Source organism: Bifidobacterium anseris (assembly GCF_002860345.1).
Classification (GTDB): Bacteria; Actinomycetota; Actinomycetes; order Actinomycetales; family Bifidobacteriaceae; genus Bifidobacterium; species Bifidobacterium anseris.
The window spans coordinates 140,525-166,718 of record NZ_NMYC01000003.1 but is presented as its reverse complement, the minus strand read 5'-3'; the positions used below and the strand labels follow the sequence as shown (position 1 = coordinate 166,718).

General features: G+C 65.0%; 20 protein-coding genes. 17 read left to right on the top strand and 3 right to left on the bottom strand.

The window, feature by feature from the left end; genetic code table 11:
- Nucleotides 1-48: 48 nt before the first annotated feature.
- Entirely contained in the window at nucleotides 49-1,104 is a 1,056-nt protein-coding gene (locus CGZ88_RS04925; RefSeq protein WP_026645664.1) for an aggregation-promoting factor C-terminal-like domain-containing protein, read from the bottom strand.
- A 357-nt stretch (nucleotides 1,105-1,461) separates the two neighbouring features.
- On the bottom strand, nucleotides 1,462-1,860 hold the full coding sequence (locus CGZ88_RS04920) for a thioredoxin family protein (protein WP_026645663.1): 399 nt from the start codon (nucleotides 1,858-1,860) through the stop codon (nucleotides 1,462-1,464).
- Nucleotides 1,861-2,029: 169 nt separating this feature from the next.
- On the opposite strand from CGZ88_RS04920, the gene CGZ88_RS04915 reads away from it, so the two are divergent.
- From CGZ88_RS04915 to CGZ88_RS04860, 12 genes are all read left to right on the top strand, one after another.
- Nucleotides 2,030-2,665 carry an NUDIX hydrolase family protein gene (locus CGZ88_RS04915; RefSeq protein ID WP_026645662.1) on the top strand — a complete coding sequence of 212 codons (636 nt, stop codon included), beginning with the start codon at nucleotides 2,030-2,032 and terminating at the stop codon, nucleotides 2,663-2,665.
- Between the two features lie 107 nt (nucleotides 2,666-2,772).
- Complete coding sequence (locus tag CGZ88_RS04910; protein ID WP_101671251.1) at nucleotides 2,773-3,642, top strand: alpha/beta fold hydrolase; 870 nt, start codon at nucleotides 2,773-2,775, stop codon at nucleotides 3,640-3,642.
- Between the two features lie 200 nt (nucleotides 3,643-3,842).
- On the top strand, nucleotides 3,843-4,913 hold the full coding sequence (nudC, locus tag CGZ88_RS04905; RefSeq protein ID WP_101671298.1) for an NAD(+) diphosphatase: 1,071 nt from the start codon (nucleotides 3,843-3,845) through the stop codon (nucleotides 4,911-4,913).
- Between the two features lie 99 nt (nucleotides 4,914-5,012).
- Nucleotides 5,013-5,414: a glycine cleavage system protein GcvH gene (gcvH, locus tag CGZ88_RS04900; protein WP_026645659.1), complete on the top strand. Its 402-nt coding sequence runs from the start codon at nucleotides 5,013-5,015 to the stop codon at nucleotides 5,412-5,414.
- 58 nt (nucleotides 5,415-5,472) lie between these two features.
- Nucleotides 5,473-6,906 (top strand): App1 family protein, encoded by a 1,434-nt coding sequence (locus CGZ88_RS04895; RefSeq protein ID WP_101671250.1) that lies wholly within the window; start codon nucleotides 5,473-5,475, stop codon nucleotides 6,904-6,906.
- Nucleotides 6,907-7,334: 428 nt separating this feature from the next.
- The gene (locus tag CGZ88_RS04890; RefSeq protein ID WP_101671297.1) at nucleotides 7,335-9,770 is read left to right on the top strand and encodes a S9 family peptidase; all 2,436 of its coding nucleotides are present in this window, start codon (nucleotides 7,335-7,337) and stop codon (nucleotides 9,768-9,770) included.
- 141 nt (nucleotides 9,771-9,911) lie between these two features.
- A complete protein-coding gene (locus CGZ88_RS04885; protein WP_101671296.1) occupies nucleotides 9,912-10,949 on the top strand; it encodes a 3-isopropylmalate dehydrogenase in 1,038 nt (345 codons plus the stop codon).
- A gap of 784 nt (nucleotides 10,950-11,733) precedes the next feature.
- Nucleotides 11,734-12,612: a TM2 domain-containing protein gene (locus CGZ88_RS09125; protein WP_243390077.1), complete on the top strand. Its 879-nt coding sequence runs from the start codon at nucleotides 11,734-11,736 to the stop codon at nucleotides 12,610-12,612.
- 12 nt (nucleotides 12,613-12,624) lie between these two features.
- Nucleotides 12,625-13,848, top strand: a complete 1,224-nt coding sequence (locus CGZ88_RS04875; protein ID WP_101671249.1) for a lipoate--protein ligase family protein — start codon at nucleotides 12,625-12,627, stop codon at nucleotides 13,846-13,848.
- Between the two features lie 134 nt (nucleotides 13,849-13,982).
- Nucleotides 13,983-14,693 (top strand): Crp/Fnr family transcriptional regulator, encoded by a 711-nt coding sequence (locus CGZ88_RS04870; RefSeq protein ID WP_101671248.1) that lies wholly within the window; start codon nucleotides 13,983-13,985, stop codon nucleotides 14,691-14,693.
- 136 nt (nucleotides 14,694-14,829) lie between these two features.
- Nucleotides 14,830-17,106, top strand: coding sequence for a transglycosylase domain-containing protein (locus tag CGZ88_RS04865; RefSeq protein WP_423734410.1), 2,277 nt, complete (start codon nucleotides 14,830-14,832; stop codon nucleotides 17,104-17,106).
- Between the two features lie 273 nt (nucleotides 17,107-17,379).
- On the top strand, nucleotides 17,380-18,504 hold the full coding sequence (locus CGZ88_RS04860) for an NADH:flavin oxidoreductase/NADH oxidase (protein ID WP_101671294.1): 1,125 nt from the start codon (nucleotides 17,380-17,382) through the stop codon (nucleotides 18,502-18,504).
- Nucleotides 18,505-18,756: 252 nt separating this feature from the next.
- Here the strand turns inward: CGZ88_RS04860 and CGZ88_RS04855 are convergent, their stop codons facing one another.
- The gene (locus CGZ88_RS04855; protein WP_101671246.1) at nucleotides 18,757-19,905 is read right to left on the bottom strand and encodes a quinone-dependent dihydroorotate dehydrogenase; all 1,149 of its coding nucleotides are present in this window, start codon (nucleotides 19,903-19,905) and stop codon (nucleotides 18,757-18,759) included.
- A gap of 248 nt (nucleotides 19,906-20,153) precedes the next feature.
- Between CGZ88_RS04855 and CGZ88_RS04850 the strand changes: the two genes are divergently transcribed.
- The 5 genes from CGZ88_RS04850 (at nucleotide 20,154) to CGZ88_RS04830 (ending at nucleotide 26,144) form a co-directional block, all read left to right on the top strand.
- Nucleotides 20,154-21,152 (top strand): glycosyltransferase, encoded by a 999-nt coding sequence (locus CGZ88_RS04850; RefSeq protein WP_101671245.1) that lies wholly within the window; start codon nucleotides 20,154-20,156, stop codon nucleotides 21,150-21,152.
- 254 nt (nucleotides 21,153-21,406) lie between these two features.
- Nucleotides 21,407-22,213, top strand: coding sequence for a DeoR/GlpR family DNA-binding transcription regulator (locus CGZ88_RS04845; protein WP_026645650.1), 807 nt, complete (start codon nucleotides 21,407-21,409; stop codon nucleotides 22,211-22,213).
- Between the two features lie 5 nt (nucleotides 22,214-22,218).
- Complete coding sequence (gene galT, locus CGZ88_RS04840; protein WP_026645649.1) at nucleotides 22,219-23,478, top strand: galactose-1-phosphate uridylyltransferase; 1,260 nt, start codon at nucleotides 22,219-22,221, stop codon at nucleotides 23,476-23,478.
- A 58-nt stretch (nucleotides 23,479-23,536) separates the two neighbouring features.
- Nucleotides 23,537-24,787, top strand: coding sequence for a galactokinase (galK, locus tag CGZ88_RS04835; RefSeq protein WP_101671244.1), 1,251 nt, complete (start codon nucleotides 23,537-23,539; stop codon nucleotides 24,785-24,787).
- A 247-nt stretch (nucleotides 24,788-25,034) separates the two neighbouring features.
- The gene (locus tag CGZ88_RS04830; protein WP_243390076.1) at nucleotides 25,035-26,144 is read left to right on the top strand and encodes a class C sortase; all 1,110 of its coding nucleotides are present in this window, start codon (nucleotides 25,035-25,037) and stop codon (nucleotides 26,142-26,144) included.
- Nucleotides 26,145-26,194: the final 50 nt, after the last annotated feature.

The following is a 26,194-nucleotide window of genomic DNA, read 5'->3' as shown; positions in this document are numbered from 1 at the left end:
AGTGCGCTTGCTGTGCGGCGGGATGAGCCGCGCCGCAAGCGTTTTAGGTCAGTACCAGTGGTTCGCCTGCCAGAACGCGTAGGCCCCCTGAATCGAGCCGTAACGGCCCTTGCAGTAATCCCAGAACCACTTGAGCTGCGTCTGGTAGTTCGTTGCCCAGTCGGCGCCATGCGAGGCCATCTTGCTGCCCGGCAGCGCCTGTGCCAGACCATAGGCGCCGGAGGACGGGTTCGTGGCCGTGACCGACCAGCCGGACTCGTGGGAGATGATGAAGACGGTGGCCGTGAAATCGGCTTCGGTGCCGCCGTTCGCGAGCAGGTAGTCATGCGCCCACTGCTGCATCTCGCCGACCGGGGCCGTCGTGCCGATGCTATTGTTCGACGCCGGCTTCGATTCGCTGGCCGAATCCGACGAGGAATTGCTGGACGAGTTGTCCGTCGTGGGCTGCGCGGCTGGCTGCGAATCGGCGGTGCCGACGAGGATGACCTTCTCGACCGGGGCCTTCTTGACCCATGAGGCGAAGGTATTCGAAGAGATAATCTTGTCGCCGCTGCGCTCGACGAGGTTCGTGCGTTCGAGGATGCCTTCCTGGCCTTCCGTCTCGACCTTCTCGGTGCCCTTCGGCAGCGACGAAGTCTCCTTCTTGACGGTGTTGAACGGGATCTTCGATTCCTCGGTCTCCATCTTCGCGCCGGCGCGGTTGATCGTGATCGTCGTCGATTCGTCGACCTTCGTCTTCAGTGACGGTTCAACGGTGTCGCCGCTTTCCAGCGTGATGTCGCCGGCGTCGAGCACCGACTTCACATCGGTGAAGTTCGTGCCGAGCACGGTGCGCGTCTTGCCGTTGATCGTGACGTTCACGTAGGTCGGCTCGCCGTCGAGCGCGTCACGTGCGTTGCCACGGGAGGCCGCATGCTCATCCGAGATCGAGTATGCGGTCGGTTGTGCGGTGGGGGTGCCGCTCGCATGGGAATAGATGCTTCGCGTGGCTGCACCGCCAGCCACGACCAGACCCACTGCCGCGCACACGGAGGCGATGCGAATCCACTGCCTCTTGGTGAGTGAACGAAGCGTCGGCTGGTCTGCTTTATGATGGGTAGCCATTGTGCTCCTCAACGTACGTCCGATGATCCTCGGCGGTATTCGCGGCCCCGATCATGCGCAAGGGCGCCGCGGTGCGCGCGGTCGCATGGGACCGCCGCCGGCATGCACACTGAACAACAGTATATCGCACGTCCTTCGGCACGGCTTGGGAATATCGATATCTTCACAGTTCGGACATTGGCGTCCACACATCGAGCCATCGAGCAGGGCATCAATCGGAAAACTCGGAGAAGTCGGCGGCCGAATACGGTGGTCGATTCGCGGGTCAGCCACCGGCGGAATGGCGCAATCCTGGCAAACGAAAGCCCGCCCCGGCGCACAGGTCGGGACGGGCGGTAATCGACGCGGACGGTCAGGTTACTTGTCTTCGTTCTCCTCGAGGATCTCGTGCGGATCCTCATGGTTCTTCTGCGCCTCCTCGAGCGCGGCCTGCACGTCGAGTTTCTTCGCCTGATCGATGATGTCGTCGAGATCCGGAGCGCGCAGCGCACCCGGCTCCTGATAGATGATGTGACCATCCTTGACGATCATCAGCGTCGGCACGGCCTGGACGTTCGCCTGTGCGGCGAGATCTTGATTCTTGTCGATATCGATCTTGCCGAAGAAGATGTCCGGGTTCGCCTCGCTCGCCTTTTCGAAAATCGGGCCGAAAGCGCGGCACGGGCCGCACCAGGTGGCGAAGAAGTCGAAGAATGCGATTTGATGGTCCTTGACTGCTTGCGGGAAGGTCTCGGTGGTGATTTCCTGAACTGCCATGGTGGTCTCCTTAATGACGTTCGTTCTCGATGGGTCTGTCATGCACAACCGCATCGACCCCTCCAGCATTCCACAAACACGCGGGAGCGGCGCCAAATCAGCCAGCGGGGGAATCGCATCGCCGACACGCCGCTTCCGCGCGCGGCGCCCGCGCATCGATAATGGGAACATGCCAGTTCTGAATGACGAAGTGCCGGACGACGACGATTACGACGCGGGGCGTCGTCGCGGCGAATTCGACCACATCACCCCGGAGGACTTCACCAGATCGCGCGGTTCGGGACGCGTCACGCCTCCCGGATGGATTGATGCGAACGAACTCAATCGCGTGCGCCGTGAAATGCCGGTCGCCTACGTCGAGGTCGTGCCGGTGCGCGTCGACGACTTCGGACGCGTGACGAGCATCGGCTCGCTGCTGCGCGTCTCCGACAGCGGCATGATCGTCGAACGCACGCTCATCGCAGGCCGCGTACTCTATCACGAGACGATTCGCGAGGCGATTGCGCGCAACATCGCGAAAGATCTCGGCGACATCGCGCTGCCGGTACTGCCGCAGGGGCTGACGCCGTTCACCGTCGCCGAGTTCTTCCCGACGCCTGGCGTCTCGCCATACTACGACGAGCGGCAGCACGCGATCGCGCTGTGCTACATCGTGCCGATCGCCGGCGACTGCAAGCCGCAGGACGAGACGCTCGACGTCGAATGGGTCGATCCGCGCTCGGCGGACTTCAACGAATTCCTCGAACAGATGAGCGACGGCCACGACTATATTGTGCGGCAGGCGCTCGCATGGACCGGGCTGTGACGAAATCGGCGGACTGTCGAAATTGGCGGACTGTGACACGGTCATCGTGACTGTGCAATGATCGTGACGGCGGCGGCCGCATACGACGTGGACAAGGAGAGGCAAGGATGACGCTGACGATCGAAAATCACATCTACAGGGACGGCGAGGGGATGCCGCTCGTCCTCGTGCACGGATTCCCGGTCGACCACAGGATGTGGGACCGCTGCGCGACGGCGCTGATGGAGACGACGGACGCGCAGGAGCTCGCGCAGTTCCCGATCTGGGCGCCCGACATGCCGGGAGCGGGCGCATCTGCGGTGCCGACGTCGCAGGAAAGCGGCGAAATCGCCGCCGACGGCACGTATCCGCAGGCGCTGGACCTGATTGCCGACGCCTACGTCGACCTGCTGCACGCGGCCGGCTACGGGCAGGCGATCTGGGCGGGACTGTCGATGGGCGGATACGTCGTCCTCGACATCCAGCGCCGCCACCCCGAGGTCGTCGCCGGCGTCGCGCTGCTCGACACGAAAGGCGACGCCGACAGCGAACAGGCGCGTGAGAGCCGCGTGCGCATCGCGAAGGAATGCGTCGAACGGCATACGACGGAGCCGGTCATGTTCTTCACCGACGTACACCCCGGCGATTCGAGCGTCAAACGGTCGCCGGCCTACATCGAGCAGTTCGGCACATGGATCCGCGAACAGCAGCCGGCGGGCGTCGCATGGCGCGAACTGATGGCGGCGGGACGGCCCGACCTCAATGATCAGTTCGCGAACATCACGGCGCCTGCGGCCGTCATCTGCGGCGTTGACGATCCGTCGAGCAGCCCGAAGGTCATGCAACCGATCGCGGACGCGATGACGCGCACCGACGTAGCCTTCACGGAGATTGAGGACTGCGGACACTTCAGCGCGTGGGAGCGGCCGCAGATCGTGGCGGACGCGCTGCTCGACCTCATCGCGCGCGTGCCGCGCGGCGTCGACGAGAATCGATAGGCGGGAATCGGGCGCAGAGAATCGGCCGGTGGCGCAATATCGGCCGGTGGCGCACAAGGTATCGCGCAACGCGTAGCCACCGCGGCGGCGTCATCACACGCCGTGCCCTACAGTGGAGGGGAGCGGTGTGCCGGCCGGATGGGTCGGCGCACCCGACGAAACAGACGACGACCGGAAACGGTCCCGAGGAGATGATGCCGATGTTCTCATCGCTCGCACTGACGCAGGCACTGCCGTACCTGCCGCTCGCACAAGGCGACATCGATTACGGCGTGGAACGGCGCGCCGATCCGCGCCTCATCGATGACGTGCTGCGCGAAACGGGCACAAGCGTCGTCCTCACGCGTGCGGGACTGCTCGCCGTGCCCTTCGGACAGCGCGCGCTCACGCGGCAGTCGAACGCGCATATGCGACTCGCGACACTGCCCGGAGGGTACGTCGCCGACTCGTTGCCGCACCATCCGGAAGTCAAGGCGATCTATCTCGGCTCCTACGCGGGCGCTGAGCCGCAGCACGTCGTCGCGCTCGACCTGACCGACGTCGCACCCATGCCGGCTGCGGACGCCAACGCACGGCACGTCGACGACGAATTCGACGACGCGGCCGGCGCGCGCGACACGCACGACGGCATCTTCGCAACGGCGATCGCACGCTTCGACTGGGTCGATCTGCGCGGATTCGCGCCACGCGCGTCCGCGCGGGAGATCGGACAGGCGACGACGATGCTCGCCCTGTCGAACTGGTTCGCCTACCAACGCTACTGCCCGCACTGCGGATACCCGGTCGAGCAGGCGATGAGCGGATGGGCGCAGCGCTGCACGAACTCCGAAGACGACTTCCGGCTGCTGTTCCCGCGCGTCGAGCCGGCCGTCATCATGACGGTCGTGGACGCGCAGGACCGGCTGCTCCTCCAGCACAACAAGGCATGGCAGAACCCGCTGCTGTACTCGGTGTCCGCGGGATTCGTCGAGGCGGGCGAAAACCTCGAACACGCATGCCGGCGCGAAACGCTCGAGGAAACCGGCGTCCGCGTCGGCGAAGTCAAATATCTGGGGTCGCAGCCGTGGCCGTATAAGCTGTCGCTGATGATGGGATTCAAAGGGCAGGCGCTCAACACTGACGTGCAGGTGGACGGCGAGGAGGTCGCCGACGCGCGATGGGTGACACGCGACGAATACACCGAGCTGCTCGTGACCGGGCAGATCGAAGCGCCCGGCAAGGCGACGATCGCGCGCGTCATGATCGAGGAATGGTACGGCAGGCAGATCTGAGGACGAGGCGGGGTCGCGCGGTGATTGCGCGGGTGCGTGATAATCGTCATCAAACGATAATCGTCATCAAACAAAGAATCATCAAGGAAACGAGGAACCATGGCACAAGAGGAACAGGCGGACAGGCTCGACATCCCGCGCCATCTGCAATACAGCGAAGACCACGTGTGGGTAGACGATTCGGTCGAACCGGCCATCCTCGGCATCACCGAATACGCGGCCGAACAGATGGGCGACATCGTCTTCGTCGACCTGCCGCAGGTCGGCACGCGCGTCGAAGCAGGCGACGAACTCGTGCAGGTCGAATCGGCGAAAGCCGTCGAACCCGTCATCAGCCCCGTCGCCGGCACCATCAAATACGTCAACCACGAAGCCGAAGACGACGCCGCGATCATCAACGACGACCCCTACGGCGAAGGATGGCTCGTCAAAATCGAACTCGACGACGACGTCCCCGAACTGCTGAGCGCGGACGAATACGCGGCCGTCATCAGGAAATAACGGCGCGCGGCATGACCACATGCCGCAGCCTTGCGAGGGAAGAACGAAGGAAGCGGCCATGAGCGATCCAGGTGCATCGGAACGACGGCTGAGAACGACGAAACGACTGCTCGACCACGCGCTGAACGAAATCGAGCGGGAAGGACGCATCAGGCTGCGGCATGTGCAAAGCACGCCGCGACCCACGGACGAAACGGACGAACTCGTCGAAGACGACGCGGCGCTCGCGCAGCAAAAGGCGCAGGAGAACGGCGACATCGCGCCCGCCGCAGTCGCGCTGCGCACGACGTCGGCGGCGACGGCAAGCGACGACATGCCGACGGTCGCCGTGCCGCTCGGCGAAATCGCGACCGGCGTGCCGAACAAGCGCCTCGCGCGCAAACGGCGGCTGCACGTGACGAATCCGCTCAAAGCGGTGATGAGGAAAGCCGTCATCGCCGCGTTCGGCGTATGGATCAAAGTCTCCACGACGCTCGTGCGACACCTCAACTGGTTCCCGAGCGTCAAACCCTACGTCGGATATGGCACCGAGGAATACTCGCGCCTCGTCTGCCGCACGATATACGCGCCGACGCGCGCGAAGCCGCATACGCCGATGCGAGGCATCCACGCGATGCTCGAAGTGCCGGCGGCTCATGAGCGCGTGCGCATCGACATCGACGATGTGCCGCTCAAGACGGTGCAGGTCGGCACGATGGAGATTTACGATCCGATGGACCCATCGCGCAGCCAGACGATGGACTACTCGGTCTCCGACTCTTCGGGATACCTTGATCTGCTCGCAGAACACAGGCTGCAGCCGGGCATCCACACGATCAGCTGCACGGTGCCGCGGCGGCCGGCGGTCGAAGCGGAACTGTTCACAATCCCGAGCGACACGAAGGTCGGCGTCATCTCGGACGTGGACGACACGATCATGGTCACGCAGGTGCCGACCGTGTGGAAAGCCGCCTACAACATGCTGCTGCTGTCACCGCACAAGCGCGCGTCGGTGCCGGGCATGGCGGTGATGTACAACAAGATCCGGCTGATGTTCCCGAACGCGCCGTTCTTCTACCTGTCGACGTCGCCGTGGAACGTCGAAAGCCAGATCCGCGGGTTCATCACCGACTACGGGTTCCCGGACGGGCCGCTGCTGCTGCGCGACCTTGACCCCAGGCCGAAGACCTTCGTGCCGTCGGGTGTGCAGCACAAGCTCGAATACGCCGAACAGCTGATGGAGGACTTCCCGAACATGAAGTTCATCCTGCTCGGCGACGATGGGCAGAAGGATCCGACGACCTACGCGCAGATCGTGCGGCGGTATCCGGGGCGCGTGCTCGCGATTGGCATCCGGCAGCTGTCGCCGCGCGAGGCCGGCGCCGGGCTCGTGTCGATGTCCGGGTTCGCGACGACGCAGCCGGTGCCGGACACCGACGTGCCGGTGTTCACCGGCGCGACTGGCGCGAACATGATGAAGACGATGCTGCCGTACCTCGAGCAGTTCAGGTGAGCGGGCAGCAGTTCATTGCGGTAGGTGTGAGCAGAATCCCTGCGGCGGTGTGCTGTATGGCCGATAGGGCCATACAGCACACCGCTTTCTCTTTTTCGTTGTCGTGTTCGTCCTGTTTGTCTCTCCGAAAGGGGCTGGTCGGTCCTGTATCGGTGTGTGGTGGCAGGTGTGATGCCTCCGAATCCGGCCTCAAGGGCGTCCCGGAAACCCTATCTGCGTTGAGGGAGAGCGTCTTCTCGGTCGGGGTGAAGTATCGGCGGTTTGGGGCGTTGGAAAATAGCGGAAACGGAGCGCCATACTCGCCTTGGTTCGAGATGTTGCTCTCCCTCAGCGCGGATAGGGCTCGGGGCACGACCGGATACGGGTGCTGGTGGGCGAATGGAACGGGCATGGGCAGCTGGCGGACCGGGGGTGCGTATAATCGGCGCATGACCAACGAGCAGAACGCGCAGGCGCCCATGCGGCCGCCGCAGGCCGCGCGGATCCACAGCGAACGCAACTTCCATGACGACGTCTTCGCCGACCCCTATGAGTGGATGCGGGACAAGGAGTCGCCGCGTCTCAAGCAATACGTGGCCGACGAGAACGCGTACACCGAGTCGCGCATGGCGCATCTCGGGCCGTTGCGCGAGCGGCTTTTCGAGGAGTTCCGCTCGCATGTCCAGGAGACCGACATGTCGGTGCCGACGCGCATGGACGGCTACTGGTACTACGCGCGCACGCAGGAAGGCAAGCAGTACGCGGTCCAGTGCCGGCTGCCGGTGCAGGACGAGGACGACTGGAACCCGCCGGAGATTGACGCGACGATGCGCCCAGGGACGCTCGAGGGCGAGCAGATCGTCCTCGACGCGAACGTCGAGGCGCAAGGTCATGACTTCTACCGCATCGGCGGCATGGACATCAGCAAGGACGGCCGGTGGATGCTGCTCGGCGTCGACACGAACGGCGACGAACGCTACGATTTCACGATCCGCGAGATCGCGACCGGCCGTGAGCTGCCGGAACGCTTCGAAGGCATCGCGGCCGCCTGCTTCACACCGGACGCGCGCTATGTGTTCTACACGGTGCTCGACGAGGCGCAGCGGCCGTGGCTCATCCGCCGGCACAAGGTCGGCACCGACATCGCCGACGACGTGGACGTCTACCGCGAGGACGACGAGCGCTTCTGGGCGGGCATCGGCGTGTCCTTCGACGAGAGGCATCTGGTGATCGGCACCGGCTCGAAGACGACAAGCGAAGTGCTCATGCTGCCGCTGACCGACCCGGAAGGCGAATTCACGCCGTTCATCCCGCGCAAGGAGGGCGTCGAATACGACGTGAGCTTCGCGACCTTCGAAGGCGCCGGCGAACACGGCGAGGATGTGCCGGTCGCAGTCGTCTACCACAACGCGACAAACCCGAACTTCGAAATCGACGTCATCGACATGCGAGAGCACGCCGCCCCATACACGCTCGGCGACGGCATGATGATCGCGTGCGGCTCGCCGTACGGCTGCGAGCTCGGCGACGCCGTCATCGAAGGGGCGTCGGCGATGCCGGTCGGCACGCCCTTCGACGATCCGCGCAACCCGGAGCTGCTGCGCGGCGTGCGGGGTCTGGCGATCGACGGCATCGCGTTGCACCGGCATTTCGTTGCGCTGTCCTACCGCGCCGACGGCTTGCCGCGCCTCGCCGTCATGGGCAAGAACGCGGCCGCCGACGATTTCCTCCACGGGCGTCCGTGGCGTTTCGAGGCAGTCACGCCGCCGGCGCTCGACGGCGATTGGATGCCGCAGGACGTGCCCGCCCCCGCATTGGACGGCTTCGACGGATCGGCCGAACGGCTTTACACCATCGGCACGAGCGGCAACCCCTCCTATGATGCGCCGCGCATGCGCTACCTGTTCACGAGCTACACGCGGCCCGGTGAGCTGCACGAGCTCGACACGCGCGACGGCTCCGATGTACTGCTCAAGGAGGCGACGGTGCTCGGCGGCTACAATCCGCGCGATTACGCCGAACGTCGCGTCTGGGTGACGGCGCGCGACGGCGAACGCATCCCCGTCTCCCTTGTCTATCGGCGTGACGCGATGCGTAAGGGGATGCCGATGTTCGTCATCGGCTATGGCGCTTATGAAATCAGTTCCGATCCGGGATTCTCGATTGCGCGGCTGAGTCTGCTCGACCGCGGCGTACTGTACGCGGTGCCGCATGTGCGCGGCGGCGGCGAGATGGGCCGCGCCTGGTATGAGAACGGCCGCAGGCTGCGCAAGAAGCACACCTTCGAGGATTTCGTCGACGTGACCGCGGCGCTGCAGGACTGCGGACTCGCCGACCCGGCGCGCACCGTCGCGAACGGCGGTTCGGCGGGCGGCCTGCTGATGGGCGCCGTCGCGAACATGGCGCCGGAACGCTACGCCGGCATCGAGGCGGATGTGCCGTTCGTCGACGCGTTGACGACGATGCTCGACCCGTCGCTGCCGTTGACGGTGACCGAATGGGACGAGTGGGGCGATCCGCTGCATGACGCCGAGGCCTACCGTTACATGCGCGACTATTCGCCGTATGAGAACGCGCCGATGCCCGAGCCGGCGTCCGAGGGCCCGGCGCGCGCCGTATGGCGTGACGGCGAAGTCGTGGCGCAGTATCCGAAGATCTTCGTGACGACGTCGATGAACGATTCGCGTGTCCTCGTCGTCGAGCCGCTCAAATGGGTCGCGCGGCTGCAAGCGGCCGGCCTCGACGCGCTCATCAGAATCGAGGTCGAAGCCGGACACGGTGGCGGCACCGGGCGGTACAAGCAGTGGCGTGACGTCTGTTATGAGAACGCGTGGTGCCTGGAAGCGATGGGCGCCGAGGAACTGCTCGAATCGGCTGTGCGCTGATGCGGCGCGTGGTGCTGGTGCAACCGTTGCCGGCACCACGTCTCAATCGAAATTCCACTATGTGGAATCGATGGGCGGCGCTGTCCACGGAATGAACGGCGGCGTATGGGCGCCGTCCGCGCGCGTGTACGCTCGCATGTCATGAGCGAACACAAGCAGTACACGATCGCCGTCATTCCCGGCGACGGCATCGGCAAGGAAGTCACCCCGTGGGCACAGCAGGCGTTGGAGAAGGCGGCCGCGGACGTGGCGGAATTCAACTACGTACCTTTTGATCTGGGCGCCGAACGCTATCTGCGTGACGGCGAGATCCTGCCGGACGAGGATCTCGAAGCCATCAAGAAGACCGACGCGATCCTGCTCGGCGCGGTCGGCGACCCGCGCGTCAAGGCGGGCGTGCTTGAGCGCGGGTTGCTGCTCAAGCTGCGTTTCGCGCTCGATCAGTATGTGAATCTGCGTCCGTCGAAGCTGTACAAGGGCGTCACGTCGCCGCTCGCCGAGCCGGGTGACATCGATTTCGTCGTCGTGCGCGAAGGCACCGAAGGCCTGTACTGCGGTGCCGGCGGCGCGATTCGCAAGGGCACCGAGCACGAAGTGGCCACCGAAGTGTCGATCAACACGGCGTATGGCGTCGAACGCGTCGTGCGCTACGCCTTCGAGCTGGCGATGAAGCGCCACAAGCACGTGACGCTCGTGCACAAGAAGAATGTACTCGTCAACGCCGGCGACATGTGGCAGCGCATCGTCGACAAGGTCGGCGAGGAGTACCCGGAAGTCACGCACGACTACAACCACATCGACGCGGCCACGATCTACCTCGTCAACGATCCGCAGCGTTTCGACGTCATCCTCACCGATAACCTCTTCGGCGACATCCTCACCGATGAGGCGGGCGCAGTCGTCGGCGGTGTCGGCTATTCGGCGTCCGGCTGCATCAACGCGATTGACGAATATCCGTCGATGTTCGAGCCGATCCACGGTTCGGCGCCGGACATCGCCGGCAAGGGCATCGCGAATCCGACGGCGGCGATTCTGTCGGCAGCGATGCTGCTGCGCCATCTTGGATTCGACGACGCCGCGGCGCGCATCGACGCAGCCGTCGAGGCGGATATCGCCGAACTCGGTTCGACGCAGCGTTCAACCGACGAGGTCGGACGCGACATCCTCGCGCGCATCTGAGCGTCGCCCGGATGACTGGACGATGTGGTCGGTGGTGTTTGCGGTTTGCGCGACGCGTAAACGCCAGCGACCGTTCTTCGGCACTCGGCGGTAGACTGGGCGTCGTATGTGCAACGAACCGCGCAAGCGGTTCCCGGTAACGAAATCACGGCTTCGTGCCGTACGAAAGAGGTAATCATGTGCTGCAACTGTGAAGAAGCTTCGATGAACTACAGCAACGGCTTCCAGACCTATGCGCGTCCGACGGCTGGCCCGTACATCGCGACGACCCACGTCCCGAGCGAATACGGCCCGGTCTACGTCGACTGAGCGCATTCTACACAGCGTCCGACGGACGTCCGCATCGGTTTGCGGGCGTCCGTTTTTGTTTTTCGGCGCGTTGGGGTGGGTTGGTTCGGCCGCATCCCCGGCACTTTCCGATTATCTCTGGTGCCATCTGTGTTGGTGATGGTCGCGGAGGAGGCTAGGGGCGATCATCGCAGGCGCGTACCGTGACTGTGATGATCGCGGGGAGGCGCGGCTGCGATCATCATGGGTGCGGGTTGCGGCAATGGTGTTCGCGAGGAGGCTGGGTGAGATCATCGTGGGGATGGGTGGCGATGATGGTATTCGCGGAAGGGATGGAGATAGAACATCGCAGGATGGATGGGGAGGGTGAGACTGGGCTGGGGCGGTGCGTTAGGCTGAAAGGCGGGAAACGCGCAGCCAATTCCCAATGAAGATGGCTATCGTTGGCTCTAGAACCAACGACTGCGCCTGCTGCGCATGAGGAATCGAGGAACCAATGACACAACCACAGATCAATCCGAACGAACCGGTCAATCCGAACGAGCCGACCAACCCGGCCGATACGAACACGGATCCGCAGACAGTGTCCTTCGAACAGACGAGCGTGACCGATCCAACGACCGGCGACACGCTGACCGAGACGATCACCACCGAAGACGTCGCGGACACCGCCGACGGTGCGTCCGACGTCACATCCGCCGATGCCGCGTATGACACGGCCGCGAGCGCCTCTGCCTCCGCTTACGATGCGACTGCAGCGACCCCGACCTCCGACTCCGCTTACGGCACCACCACGTCCGCTTACACTGCCGGCACGTCCGCTTACGGCGCCACCGTGCCCGCGACCTCCACGGCCGCTTACGGCGCGTCCGCATATGACGCGTCCGCCTACCTGCAGACGCCCGCCGACACGCCGGCGGTCGATTCGATGGGCAACCCGTATATGACGACGCCAACGTCGAGCCCGTACGAACACGCGCCGTCGTATGACGCGACCACGTCGACGATGCCGATAGGCGCGGTGCCAAACTACGCGGCCCCGAACACCGCGCAGCAGCCGAACTACACCGCGCCGAACGGCGGCCATCCGCAGGGCGCCTACGCCGCGCCGACGACCTACTACGTCGCACGCAACAAGATCCTCGCCGGCCTGCTCGCGCTCTTCTTTGGCATGTTCGGCATCCACAACTTCTACCTCGGCTACACCGGCCGCGCCATCGCGCAGCTGCTGTTGACGGTGCTCGGCTGGATTGTGCTCGGCTTGGGACCGCTCGCCGCGCTGATTTGGTCGTGGGTCGAAGGCGTGCGCATCCTCACCTCCGATTACGGCACGCCCGAACATCGCGATGCGCGTGGCGTCGAACTGATGGACTGACGGGACGCACCGATGACCGACCGTTCCGGCTCCGTCAAAGTGCCCGGCGGCAAGCTTGTCCGTGTGACGCTTGCCGCCGGCGCGCGTCTCGACGGTGATTTCTTCACTGACGGCGACGCGCGCGACATCATCGCCTCCGTCGAGAGAATCGTCGCCGACGCCGCCCGCGACCTCGACACAATCCTCGCCGCCGATTCTGACGAATCCACCGAATCCACCGAATCCACTGCGTCCGTCGAATCTACTGATTCCGTTGACCCCGACGCACCCACTGTGCGCGCGGTGGAGGGGTGGTATCGGGAGACGGTTCGGCGGATTGATGACGTGCTTGGGGGACGACTCATCGGGGCGAACGCGGACGCGATCGCGTTGGCGACTCTGCGCGCGGCAGCCGGGGACAGCGCCGTCGCGCGCGCGTTCGAGGCACGTCATATGGCGCAGGTGCGTCGGTCATGGCAGGCCGCGCAGCATCCGTACACGTCGACGCCGATGCGCATCGGCGCCGACGAGATCGAGGCGCGGTGGGCGTCGCTGCGTCCGCGCGTCGTCGTCGACCGGCCGCGAATGCCCGAGGAGCAGATGGCGCTCGAACCGCAATGGGCGTGGCAGGTCGCCGCCGGCCTACGCGCACCGACGATCCGCATCTGGGATTGGGCGGCGCCGGCCGTCGTCTGCGGCCGTTACCAGTCGATCGAGGACGAGGTGGACGTGGCCGCGGCACGCGCGCGAGGCGTGCACATCGTGCGCCGCGGCACCGGCGGCGGCACGATGTTCATCGAGCCGGCCGACACGATCACCTATTCGCTCTACGCGCCGCTGTGGTTCATCGACGGCCTCGACGCCGTGCAGGCCTATCAGCTGTGCGACGCATGGCTGCTCAAGGCGCTCGTCGAATGCGGCGTCCACGCGCGCTATGCGGGTCTCAACGACATCGCCGCCGACCCCGCCGACCCCGCGCGGATCGGCGGCAAGATCGGCGGTGCCGCGCAGATGCGCGTCCCGGCGCGCGACGGCGGCCCCGGCTGCCTGCTGCACCACGTCACACTCGCGTACGCAATCGACGCGTCTGCGATGGCCGACGTGCTCATCACCGATCCGGAGAAGATGTCGGACAAGGCAGTGAAATCGGCACGGCGGCGCGTCGAGCCGATGACGGCGCAGACGACGATGACGCGCGCGCAAATCGTGGCGACGATGGCGCGCGTCGCGGCCGATTTCGGCACGCGCACACGGTAGGCGGCGCGCGATCGAACATGCGACGGGTGCGGCCAACGGGGAGCGTCGTTCGCGTCGCCGCGGCCGCGACGGTACAATAAACGATGGTGTGCGCGCCGCACGGCCGCGTGAAACAACCGTGAAACGAGGTGGTTATGGCATCAAACGAGATGCAGGAGGACGGCAATCCGCTGCTGCAGACGGCATTGTTCAGGCACGTCCCCGCCGAGCAGGCCAAGGAGCTGCTGCCGTCGTTACGCCACGAGACCGTGCAGAAGGGCGACTACATCTTCCGTGAAGGGGACACCGACCAGAGGATGTACGTCATCGAACGCGGACGTGTCAAGCTGACTCGTAAGTCGATCGACGACCGTGTACAGCTGCTCAGCATCCACACGCGCGGCGAAGTGCTCGGCGAGATCCCCGTCTTCGACCCCGACGGCGGCCCGCGCACGGCGTCGGCGATCGCGATGATGAATGACACGCGCCTTGTGTGCATCGAACATGACGCGCTGTTCCGATGGCTTGGCAAATATCCGCGCGTCGCCGTCGACATGCTGCAGGTGCTCGCGAACCGCATGCGCGCGAACAACGAACGCATCGCCGACCTTGTGTTCATGGATGTGCCGGCGAGGCTCGCGAAGACGCTGCTCAACCTCGCGGCGCGCTTCGGCGAGCCGGTCGAAGCGGGACTGCAGGTGCCGCACGACCTCACGCAGGAGGAGATGGCGCAGCTCGTCGGCTCGTCGAGGGAGACGGTGAACAAGGCTCTGATGGACTTCGCAAACCGCGGATGGATCGCGCGCGAGGGACGCACGATCATCATCTATCAGCCGGGCAAACTCATCCGCAGGTCGCAGCGATGAACGGCTGCGTGTGCGAATGCTGGCGATGCGCTGTGAACAACGTGTGAAATCACTGGACGCGTGTCGCGCGAAGGCGGCGGAATGTGGTGCGGGACACGGTTTTCGTCTCTGGCGTCGGTAGAGCCGGCAACATAGAATGGTGCGCATGCCGAAGAAGAAGAAAACCCTGAGTGGAGTGCGCATTCTTGCGCTCGCGCTGGCGTTCATCACGTTGTGCGTCGCCGGCGGGGCGACGACGTGCCTGCTGTTCCTTCCCGCGGTCATAGGGGCGAACAACGTGGCGCGGGCGGTGTCGCCGTCGATGGAGGTCGAAGGCATCGACTTCGACGTGACGAACCTGCCGCAGAAATCGACGATGTACGCGAACGACGGCAAGACCGTCATCGCGGAATTCTACGCGCAGAACCGCGAGGTCGTGCCGCTCAAGGACATCTCGAAACCGATGATGCAGGCGGTCGTCGCCCGCGAGGACAAGCGTTTCTGGGAGCACTCGGGCGTCGACGTGCAGGGCGTCATGCGCGCCTTCGTGCAGACGTACATGAAGAAGGGCGACCAGCAGGGCGGATCGAGCCTGACTCAGCAGTACGTGAAGAACGTGCTCGCGACGAAGGCGCGCGAAAGCGACGACCCGATCGGCGAATACCACGCGACCGAGGACACGATCGCCCGTAAGCTGCGCGAGATGCTGCTGTCGGTGCAGATGGAGAAGAAGTACTCGAAGCAGGAGATCCTGCAGGGTTACCTCAATATCGCGCAATTCGGCTCGAATTCGCTCTACGGCGTGCAGTCGGCAGCCGAACGCTACTTCAACACGACCGCCGACAAACTCAACGTCGTGCAGGCGGCGACGATCGCGATGGTCACGAAGAACCCTTCGAAATACGATCCGTCGATCCCCGAGAATCAGGAAGAGGCGCAGAAGCAGCGCAACATCGTGCTCAAGCTGATGCTCGACCAGAAGTTCATCTCGCAGCAGGAGTACGACGAGGCGGTCAACACGCCGCTCAAGGACACGCTGCACCTGACCGACGTGAGCCGCGGATGCATGGCCGCGAAATACAACACCGGCTTCTTCTGCGATTACGTCGTGCACAAGATCGAAAACTCGCCCGAATTCGGCAAGACCGCGGAGGACCGCGAGAAGCTGCTGCAGGAGGGCGGACTCAAGATCGTCACGACGCTCGACCTCGACGCGAGCAACGCGATGATGGAGACGGCGAACCAGACGATCCCGGCGAACGATCCCTCCGGCATGGAGATCGTCATGGCCTCGGTCAAGCCGGGAACCGGCGAAGTGCTCGGCTTCGGCATCAACCGCACGTATGATGCGACCGATGCGGCGGCGAACGACCAGACGAAGACGTCGATGAACTACGCAGTGGACCAGGTGGACGGCGGCGGCCAGGGCTTCCCGATTGGTTCGTCGTGGAAACCGATCAACCTCGTCGCGTGGATGCAGCAGGGACGGTCGATCAACGAGATGCTCGTCGCGCCGACCGACTTCCTGACGAGCCGTTTCAACTGCAACGGCTACGCCGGTGGCACCGACAACTGGCATGTGACGAATGCGTTGACGAACGGCACCGTCTCGCCGGAAAGCCCGTTCCTCGGCCTCGTTCACTCGCACAACACGACGATGGCGGCGATGGGCGCGCAGATCGGCCTGTGTGCGGTCGCCGACGCGGCGAAGGCCGTCGGCTACCACAACGCGAAGATCGGGCAGGAGGACGTCTATTCGGACATCTCGATGCACCCGTCGCTGCTCATCGGCGGCACGACCTCGGTTTCGCCGCTGACGATGGCGAACGTCTATGCAACATACGCGGCCAACGGCGTGCAGTGCACACCGATCGCGATCAAGTCGGTCGAGAACACCGATGGCGAGCAGCTCGATGTGCCGAAGGCGAACTGCCATCAGGCGGTCGACAAGGACATCATCCAGACGCTCGCGTACACGATGAACCAGGGCGTGACGCGCCCCGACGGCGCGGCCGGTTCGGCGAAGCTCGCGAACAACCGCAAGACTTTCGCGAAGACCGGTACGAACGAGAACACGTACGTGACGACTGGCGGCTTCATCCCCAACCAGATTGCGACCTTCGTACTCGTCGGCGACGTGCAGGACCCGATGAACCACCGGATTGAGAACATCGCGATCAACGGCAACTACCACAGCTACTGGGATGGTTCGACGATCGCGGCTCCGGCCTTCAGCCAGGCCGTGAGCAAGTACGCGGAGAAGAAGAACCTGCCGATGGACAACGACTACGGCCAACCGGTCGACAAGTACATGCGGTCGACGGGCCGGGTGACCGGCGGCAACGGCATGACGCAGCAGAACGGTCAGACGCAACAGAATGGCCAGACGCTGACGCAGAACGGCCAGCAGCAGAATCCGACGACCACGCGGTAGACGGATTGCGGCGGTCCTGGGGCCGATGTGTGGCTGACGCGTCGCGAGACGAGGGGCGACCCTTTCCGAATGGAAGGGGCGCCCTTTTTCGCGTGGTGGGGAGCGGAGTTGGTAGGTGTGCGGTGTGAGTACGGCGGGGGCGGCGGGGAGAAGTGAAACCTGGCGCCTCTGCGCGGATATGCTACAGTGCGCGGTATGGGCAAAGCAAAGAAGCATACGAAGACCTCAACGAAACAGTCGAAGACGTCCTCGAAGGCGACGTCCTCCACTTCGATGGAGACGCCGATTTCGATGGAGACGCCGATCCTGTTCGAACCGATCACGATCCGCGGCACGAGCGCACGCAACCGCATCTGGCTGCCGCCGATGTGCATGTATTCGGTGACGGCATGCGACGGCAGGCCGACCGATTTCCACTACCAGCATTACGTGTCCCGGGCGCTCGGCGGCTTCGGGCTCATCATCGTCGAGGCGACGGCCGTCACTCCCGAGGGACGTATCTCGCCATGCGATCTCGGTCTGTGGGAGGACGGGCAGATCGGCGCCTACCGGTGGATCGTCGACGGCATGAAGCGCGCCGGCGCGACGCCGGCGATCCAGATCGGCCACGCGGGGCGCAAGGCCTCGGCCGGATGCTTCGGCATCGGCGTGCCGGGGGAGGCCCTCGCCCCCAGTGATGGCGGCTGGCGCACCGTGGCGCCGTCGGCGATCGCCTTCGGCGACTTCCCCGAACCGCGAGCGCTGACCGTCGACGAGATCCACGACATCGAGGATCGCTTCCGCGACGCCGCCTGGCGCGCGCAGGAGGCCGGCTTCGAAGCGATCGAGATCCATGCGGCCCACGGCTATCTATTGTCCGAATTCCTCGACCCGCTGACGAACGTGCGCGACGACGAGTACGGCGGATCACCGGAAAACCGGGCGCGCATGCTCATCGAGATAGTGGACAAGGTGCGTGGCGTCGTGCGCGACGACATGCCGGTGTTCGTGCGCATCTCAGCGACCGACTGGGTCGAGGGCGGCTTCGGCGCCGACGACGCCGTTACACTCGCGAAGACTCTCAAGGCGCATGGCGTGGATCTCGTCGACGTCTCGACCGGCGGCGTGCTGCCGCATGTGACGATTCCGGTGCGTCCCGGCTATCAGGTGTCCTTCGCCGACCGGGTGCGCAATGAAGCCGGCATCGCGACGACCGCCGTCGGCCTGATCACGAAGCCGCGTCAGGCACTCAAGATCCTTACGCACGGGCAGGCCGATGCCGTCGAGATCGGCCGCGCAGCCCTGCGCGAACCGTACTGGCCGTTGCGGGCCGCCGCGAAGCTAGGCATGCCGCGCGAGTGCATCGACTACCCGCCGCAGCTTGTGCGCGGAGCATGGCGCGACGGCGAACAGTGGTGAGCTAGGCGTATTTCCAGCCGTCTCTCCAGCCTATCTGCACTGAGGGAGTGCCTCTTCGGCGATATGGCCGAGTATCAGGGCCTGAAACCCGCATAATACCGTGGCGCTACTTGGCCCAATCCAAGATGTTGCTCTCCCTCAACGCAGATACAACGCGGACAGGTGCCGAAACGGTGCCTGGTGCCTTGTGAAGGGCGTATGCGAAGGCCCCGGCGGTTGCCGGGGCCTTCGCATACGCCCTTCACGCGCGAATCAGGCGTCGACGCCGACGGCGTCGGCCACATGCGCGAAGCCGTCGCGGCGCAGCAGATCGGCGAGCCCGCGCTTGAGCACGCTGATCTGCTGCGGCCCGCGGTACATCAGCGCCGAGATGAACATGACAAGCGACGAGCCGGCGCGGATCTTCTCATACGCCTGCTGCGGCGTGAAGACGCCGCCGATGCCGGCGATTGCGAAGCGGTCGCCGTAGTCGCGGTAGACGCGGCGGATCAGCTCGGTGCTTTCGACGGTGCAGGGGCCTCCCGACAGGCCTCCGAGCCAGGACGGTGGAATCGTCATGCCGCTGCGGTCCTTCTGCAGGTTCGCGATCGACAGGCCCTGTACGTTGTGCTCGGCGAGCACGTCGATGAGCTCGCGGAACTCCTCCCACGTCTTGTTGAGCGGCATCTTGACGAGCGTCGGCTGCGGACGCTCGATCTTGTCGAGTTCGGTGAACAGGCGGTCGAGCGCGTTTGGATCCTCGTTGAACGGTTCACCGACCTTCGTGTTCGGGCACGAGATGTTCACTTCGACCATCGCCGTGCGGCCGGCGGCGCGCTTCATCGAGATGCAGTAGTCCTCGATGCCTTCGTCGATGCCGCCGACGAGATCGTCGTTCGTGCGGGCGATCGACACTGACATCTGCATCGTGCGCGTACGGCGCCACGCCTGCTCGGTCTTCGCGATGATCTTGTCCGAGCCTTCGTTCGCGAGCCCGACGTGCACCATCATCGAATCGTATTCGGGCAGCCGATGGAACCACGGGCGCGGATTGCCGGCGCAGGGACGCGCCGTCGTCGAGCCGACCGTCTCGAAGCCGAATCCGGCGTTGTCGAGCAGCGTCGCCATCTCGCAGTCCTTGTCGAGACCGGCGGACAAGCCGAAGGGGTTGGCAAAGTCGACGCCCATGACCGAGGTTTCGAGGATAGGGTCGGTGTAGTCGAGCATCTGGCGCAGCAGCCACATCAGCGGCGGGATGTTGCGCGTGACCTTGCAGAACTCGATCATCTGGGCGTGCGACTGGTCCGGCGGCTTGTTGAAGACGAAATGCGGTTTGATGACGTGCTTGTACGCGCAGGTGAACAAGTCGGTCGTCGCCTTGTTGATCGCGTCATGCAAGCTGTTTTCGGAAACGTAAGCCATTGTTCCATTGTGCCATGCACGCCGGCCATGCTTGGTGCCCATGCTTGCCGCCGCAACGCGCGAAGCATATGGCCGAAAACACACGCCCGGCAGGTTTTGCCGATGGCTGCACGATGTGCGCGCGCCGGGGTCGCTGACTACAGTCGGTACGGGAACCGAAGGCCGACCCGACTGTGCGGCCATGCGGCCGTGCGTCATGCGGTAAAGTCGGGTGCAGACGACCGGCGGCCGACGGACGGGAGGCGGATATGACGGGTCGTGTATGCGTGGTCATGCCGACGTACAACGAGCGTGAGAACCTCGAACCGACGCTCAGCGGCGTCTTCGAACTCAACCCCGACGTCGACGTGCTCATCGTCGACGACGACTCGCCCGACGGCACCGGCCAGCTCGCCGACGTCATCGCGAAGGCCACGCATATGACGCCGGGGCTGAGCGTCGAGGCCAAGAGCAACGACATCGCGCACGACGTCTCGTTCTACAAGGACGGCGACGACGCGGCGCTGCTCTCCGATGCGAACGTGAGCACCGCCGACCTCAAGATCGCGAACCGCGTCAACGCGACGACGACCGGCTCGAAGCTGCACGTGCTGCACCGCCCTGGCAAGCTCGGCCTCGGCTCGGCGTACATCGACGGTTTCAAATGGGCACTCGCGCGCGGCTACGACATCATCTGCGAAATGGACATGGATGGCTCGCACCGCCCCGACGACCTGCGGCGCATCCTGGCGCGCATCGACGGCGACGAGCGTGTCGACCTCGTGCTCGGGTCGCGGCGCGTCCCCGGCGGCATGACACAGAACTGGCCGTGGTACCGCGACGTCATCTCCCGCGCCGGCTCCTCCTACGCGCGTTTCATGCTCGGTCTCAAGGTGCGCGACATGACGAGCGGCTTCCGCGCCTACCGAGCTCGCATCCTGCGCAGGATCGACCTCGACGGCATCGACGACAACGGCTACGTGTTCCAGATCGACATGACGCGCCGCGTCGTGGCGGCCGGCGGCGTCGTCGTCGAAGTGCCGATCGTATTCCCCGAACGTGCGCTCGGCGTTTCGAAGATGGATGGGGCGATCGTACACGAGGCGATGCGCAAGGTGACCAAGTGGGGCTTCTCGCGCATGCATCGGCAGCTGCACGACCCGCGCGAACGCGAGTTCGAACGCCGCGCCGCACGCCGGCAGATCGCCGATGCGCCCGACGACGACTTCAACGACGAGCTTGAAGCCGAAGCCGAAGCCGCCGACTGATCGTCCACGGCGTCGCGCGGCATATGCGATCGTGCGTTGTGCGCGAACCGATTGATGACCGATCTGACGTCCAATCTGACGTCCAATCTGACGTCCAACCTGCGGGCTGCCGCTATGGTGACCCCGCCGAATCCACCCGCAACGGTCATGCATACGTGTGCACTAGATCGGTTTATGTGAACTTCTGTTTGGAAAACACGCCGAAATGTTTGTTTCGAGTTGTCTGATGAAATGAAATGTGCGATAATGTTCACATGATTTCCTCACAACGACAGCATCTCATCCTGAGCCGGCTGCGTACGCGCGGCGCGGTGCGCATCACCGCACTCTCGAAGGAGCTCGGCGTCTCGGCGATGACGATCCGCAGGGACATCGCCGAACTCGCGGACAAGGGTCTGCTGCGGCGCGTGCACGGCGGCGCCGTGTCGACAAGCACGCTGCTGAGCGAACCGCTGTTCTCGGTCAAGTCACAGATGGACATCGGCCTCAAGGACGCGATCGCACAGCAGGCGATCGACTATGTCTCGCCGGGCGACGTCATCGCGATCGGCGGCGGCACGACCGCCTACGTCTTCGCGCAGCATCTGCTCGAATCGCAGCGTTCGAACGGCATCACGATTCTGACGAACTCGATTCCGGTCGCCGAACTCGTGCAGGCCCTCGAATCGAAGGACGTCGAGGTCATCGTCACCGGCGGCGTCATCACGCGTTCGAACTCGCTCGTCGGGCCGATCGCGGACAAGGTCATCGCGTCGCTGCGCGTGAACACCGTGTTCCTCGGTACGCACTCGGTGTCGATCCCGCGCGGATTCCTGATGCCGAACTCGCTTGAGGCGGCGACCGATATGGCGATGATGGACATCGCCGACCGCACGATCATCCTCACCGACCACACGAAGTGGAGCAGCACGTCGCTGTCGCTGTTCGCGCGCTTCGACCAGGTGGACACTGTCATCACCGACGACGGCCTCGACACGGATTCGGCGACGAAGACGCGCGACCTCGTCAAGGAGCTTGTACTCGCCCACGACAGGGCGTCCGACGATACAGAAAGCGAGTGACGACGATGTCACGATTTGCACAGTATGAACCCGGCGACTACGCGAAGGAGCATATCCGCATCACGCCGGCGACGCTCGCCGACGGCCGCGACTTCTTCTACCTCGACGACGAGCCCGAGTTTGTCTCCGGTGAGCGCACGCGCCGCCTCGACGATCCGCGCGAGCTGCCGTATCGATTCGCGCCGCATCTGGACGCCGACGGCGTCGAAGTGCGCTATCAGGCGCCGCAGATGCGTCGCGACCCGCTCACCGGCGACTGGATCCCGATGGCGACGGCGCGCATGAACCGTCCGATCACGGCCGGTGCCGGCGCTACGGCGAAGGGCAATCCGCTCGCTGCACGCAAACCCGGCGATCCGTATCAGGACGGCGAAGTGCCGGACACCGACTATGACGTCGTCATCTTCGAGAACCGATTCCCCTCGATGGTGCAGGTGCCCGGCGTCCCCGACGAGGTCGGCTACGTCGACGGCAACCCGCTGTGGCAGGTGCGCCCGGCGGCCGGCCGCTGCGAGGTCATCTGCTTCGACCCGGACGAGGACGGCCTGCCCGCCGACCTGCCGGTGTCGCGTCTGCGCACCGTCGTCGAGGCGTGGGCCTTCCGCACGGCCGAACTGAGCACGATCGACGGCATCGAGCAGATCTTCCCGTTCGAGAACCACGGCGAGGAGATCGGCGTCTCTCTCGCGCATCCGCATGGCCAGATCTACGCGTACCCGTTCATCGCACCGAAGCTCGAAACGGAGCTCGAGCACACTGAAGCCTACTTCGAGCGCACCGGCGGCAATCTGCTGCACGACCTGATGGCCGCCGAAATCGAGGCCGGCGAACGTGTTGTCATGCGCAACCACAGCTGGGTCGCCTACGTGCCGGCCGCGGCGCGCTGGCCGCTCGAGGTGCACGTCGCGCCGCTGCGCGACGGCATCCTTACGCTCGACGAGCTCGACGACCAGGAGCGCTGGGACCTCGCGCAGATGTACTCTACGCTGCTCAAGCGCGGCAACCGCTTCTTCGATAGGGGCGACGGCAAGGGCATGGACCTGCCGTACATCGCCGCCTGGCATCAGGCGCCGGTGCGCGACGCGCGCCGTGACCACTACCGGCTCAACCTGCAGTTCTTCTCGTTCCGCCGCGCGACGAACAAGATCAAGTACCTTGCGGGCTCCGAATCGGGCATGGCGGCGTGGGTGTCGGACACGACGCCCGAACTCATCGCGGCGCGCTTCCACGAGCTCGGCCCCGTCGACATCGCCGACGAAAGCTGAGCGGCGCGACACCAATCGGAACACGACAGAACACGGCAGACGAAAGACGAAGACAACTATGGCACAGGTGGAATTCATCGAGGCGATGGGCGACGAGCAGGGAGCGCAGCAGGCAGCCGCACTGTTCCGCGAGCGCTACGGCAAGGATCCGGACGGCGTATGGGCGGCGCCCGGACGCGTCAACCTCATCGGCGAGCACACGGACTACAACGGTGGCCTGTGCCTGCCGATCGCGCTGCCGCATCGCACGTATGTGGCTCTCGGCGCGCGTGACGACACGACGGTGCGTGTCGTCTCCGACGTCGCACCCGACACGGTCGCCGAAGCCGACCTCGACGGCCTTATGGCCGGCGGCGTCGACGGCTGGGCGGCGTACCCGGTCGGCGTCGCATGGGCGATGCGCGAGGCCGGATTCGATCAGGTGGGCGGCTTCGACGCGGCCTTCGCGTCATGCGTGCCGCTCGGCTCGGGACTGAGCTCGTCGGCGGCGATGACGTGCTCGACGGCGCTCGCGCTCGACGACGTGCACGCGCTCGGCTTCAGCGGCAGCGACGCCAGCCGTGTCACGTTGATCGACGCGGCGATCCGTGCGGAGAACGACATGGCGGGCGCGTCGACCGGCGGTCTCGACCAGAACGCGTCGATGCGCTGTACCGAAGGCCACGCGCTGCGACTCGACTGCCGTCCTGGCTTGAGCGCACTTGAAAACGTCGAGCAGGAGCCCTTCGATCTAGGCCGCTACGGCCTCGAGCTGCTCGTGCTCGACACGCGCGCGCCGCATCAGCTCAACGACGGCCAGTACGAGGCGCGCCGCACGATGTGCGAGCAGGCGGCGGCGTTGCTCGGCGTCGCGAACCTGCGTGAGGTCGCCGACGCCGTCGACGCCTCCGACGATCCGCAGCAGGCACTCGACGACGTGCTCGCGCGGCTCAGCGACGAGACGATGCGCAAACGTGTGCGGCACGTCGTCACCGAGATCGGACGCGTCGACCAATTCATCGACGCCTTCGCACGTGGCGACATGCAGGAGGCTGGCGCATTGTTCAACGCGTCGCACGATTCGCTGCGCGATGACTACGAGGTGACGGTGCCCGAACTCGACGTGGCTGTCGACGTCGCGCGCGCCGAGGGTGCGTACGGCGCGCGCATGACCGGCGGCGGCTTCGGCGGATCGATCATCGCGCTCGTCGACGCCGGCGCGAGCGAACGCATCGCGCAGCGCATCGCCGACGAATTCGCACGCCGCGGCTTCCGTGCGCCGCGCGCGCTGCCGGCATATGCGGCTGCAGCGTCGCAGTGCGTGAGCTGACGTTCGCGCGTCGACATCGTCGATGACGATGGTCGATGACGATTGCCGAACGACGTCCCCTTATGCCTCTGCTGGCGTAAGGGGACGTTGGCGTAAGGGGACGTCGCGGACGCAAACGTAAAGGTTTGGGAATGCGACGTGCGAATGCGTGACTGTGCGGTTATGCTCTAAACGGACAAACAGATCGACAAACGGATCGCAGTGACGGCCGCGCCGCGCGCGCTGCCGGCGAGAGGGTGGACGCGCTATGGCTGACAGGTGGGACGACGGCAACCACGACGAACACGGCGGCAATCACGACGATTGGGACATGTGGGAGGAGATGCACGACAGCGACGCGCATGGCGACGATGTGCATGACAACGATGTGCACGATGCCGACGCGCACGATGCCGACGCGGCGGCCGCATCGGCGGGGGAGGACGGATTCGCCGAGATCATCGACCCGCACGAACCCGGCAAGCCGAAGCTGACGCCGGAGGAGCTCGCGCGCAAACGCAAGAAGGACAACCGCAGGTTCTTCGCGATGCTCGCCGCGATGAGCGCGCTGCTGCTCATCGGCGTCGGCCTGATCCTCTATCCGACGATCGCCGACGCGTGGAACAGGCACGTCGCGTCGCGCGCCGTCGCCGGCTATATCGAGAAGGTCGCCGACACATCCAAGGAGGACCGCGACAAGGAGCTCGCGCGCGCGAAGGAGTACAACGAATCGCTCGTCGGACAGGGCAATTCCCGTTTCCTACCGACACCCGAGGAAAAGAAGGTGTACGAGTCGATCCTCGACGTGTCCGGCACCGGCATCATGGGCTACGTGACGATTCCGAAGATCAAGGCGCGTCTGCCGATCTACCACGGCACCGACGAGACGGTGCTGCAGATCGCGGCCGGCCATCTCGAAGGCTCGAGCCTGCCGATCGGCGGCGAATCGACGCACACGGTGCTCACCGGGCACACCGGCCTGCCGAGCGCGATGCTGTTCACCGGCCTCGACACGCTCGGCAAGGGCGACAAGTTCACGATCACCGTCTACGACGAAGTGCTCACCTACGAGGTCGAGGCGACGCACACGGTGCTGCCGAACGAAGTCAAGGACCTCGCGATCCAGGAGGGACGCGACCTCGCGAGCCTCGTGACCTGCACGCCCTACGGCGTCAACTCGCATCGCCTCATCGTCACCGGACACCGCATCCCGACCGAATCGCCGCAGCAGCACACGCCGTACCGCGACGAAGGCCTGACGCAGGACATCACGGTGACGGCGATCATCGTGACGCTCGTCGTCGCCGCGATCGTCACCGTGTTCGTCGTGCAGCGCCGGCGCATGCGCAACCAGCCGACGCACCACGCGAAACGATAACGGCGAACGGCGGCGAGCGCCGATGAACGTCGATGAACGTCGATAGGCAG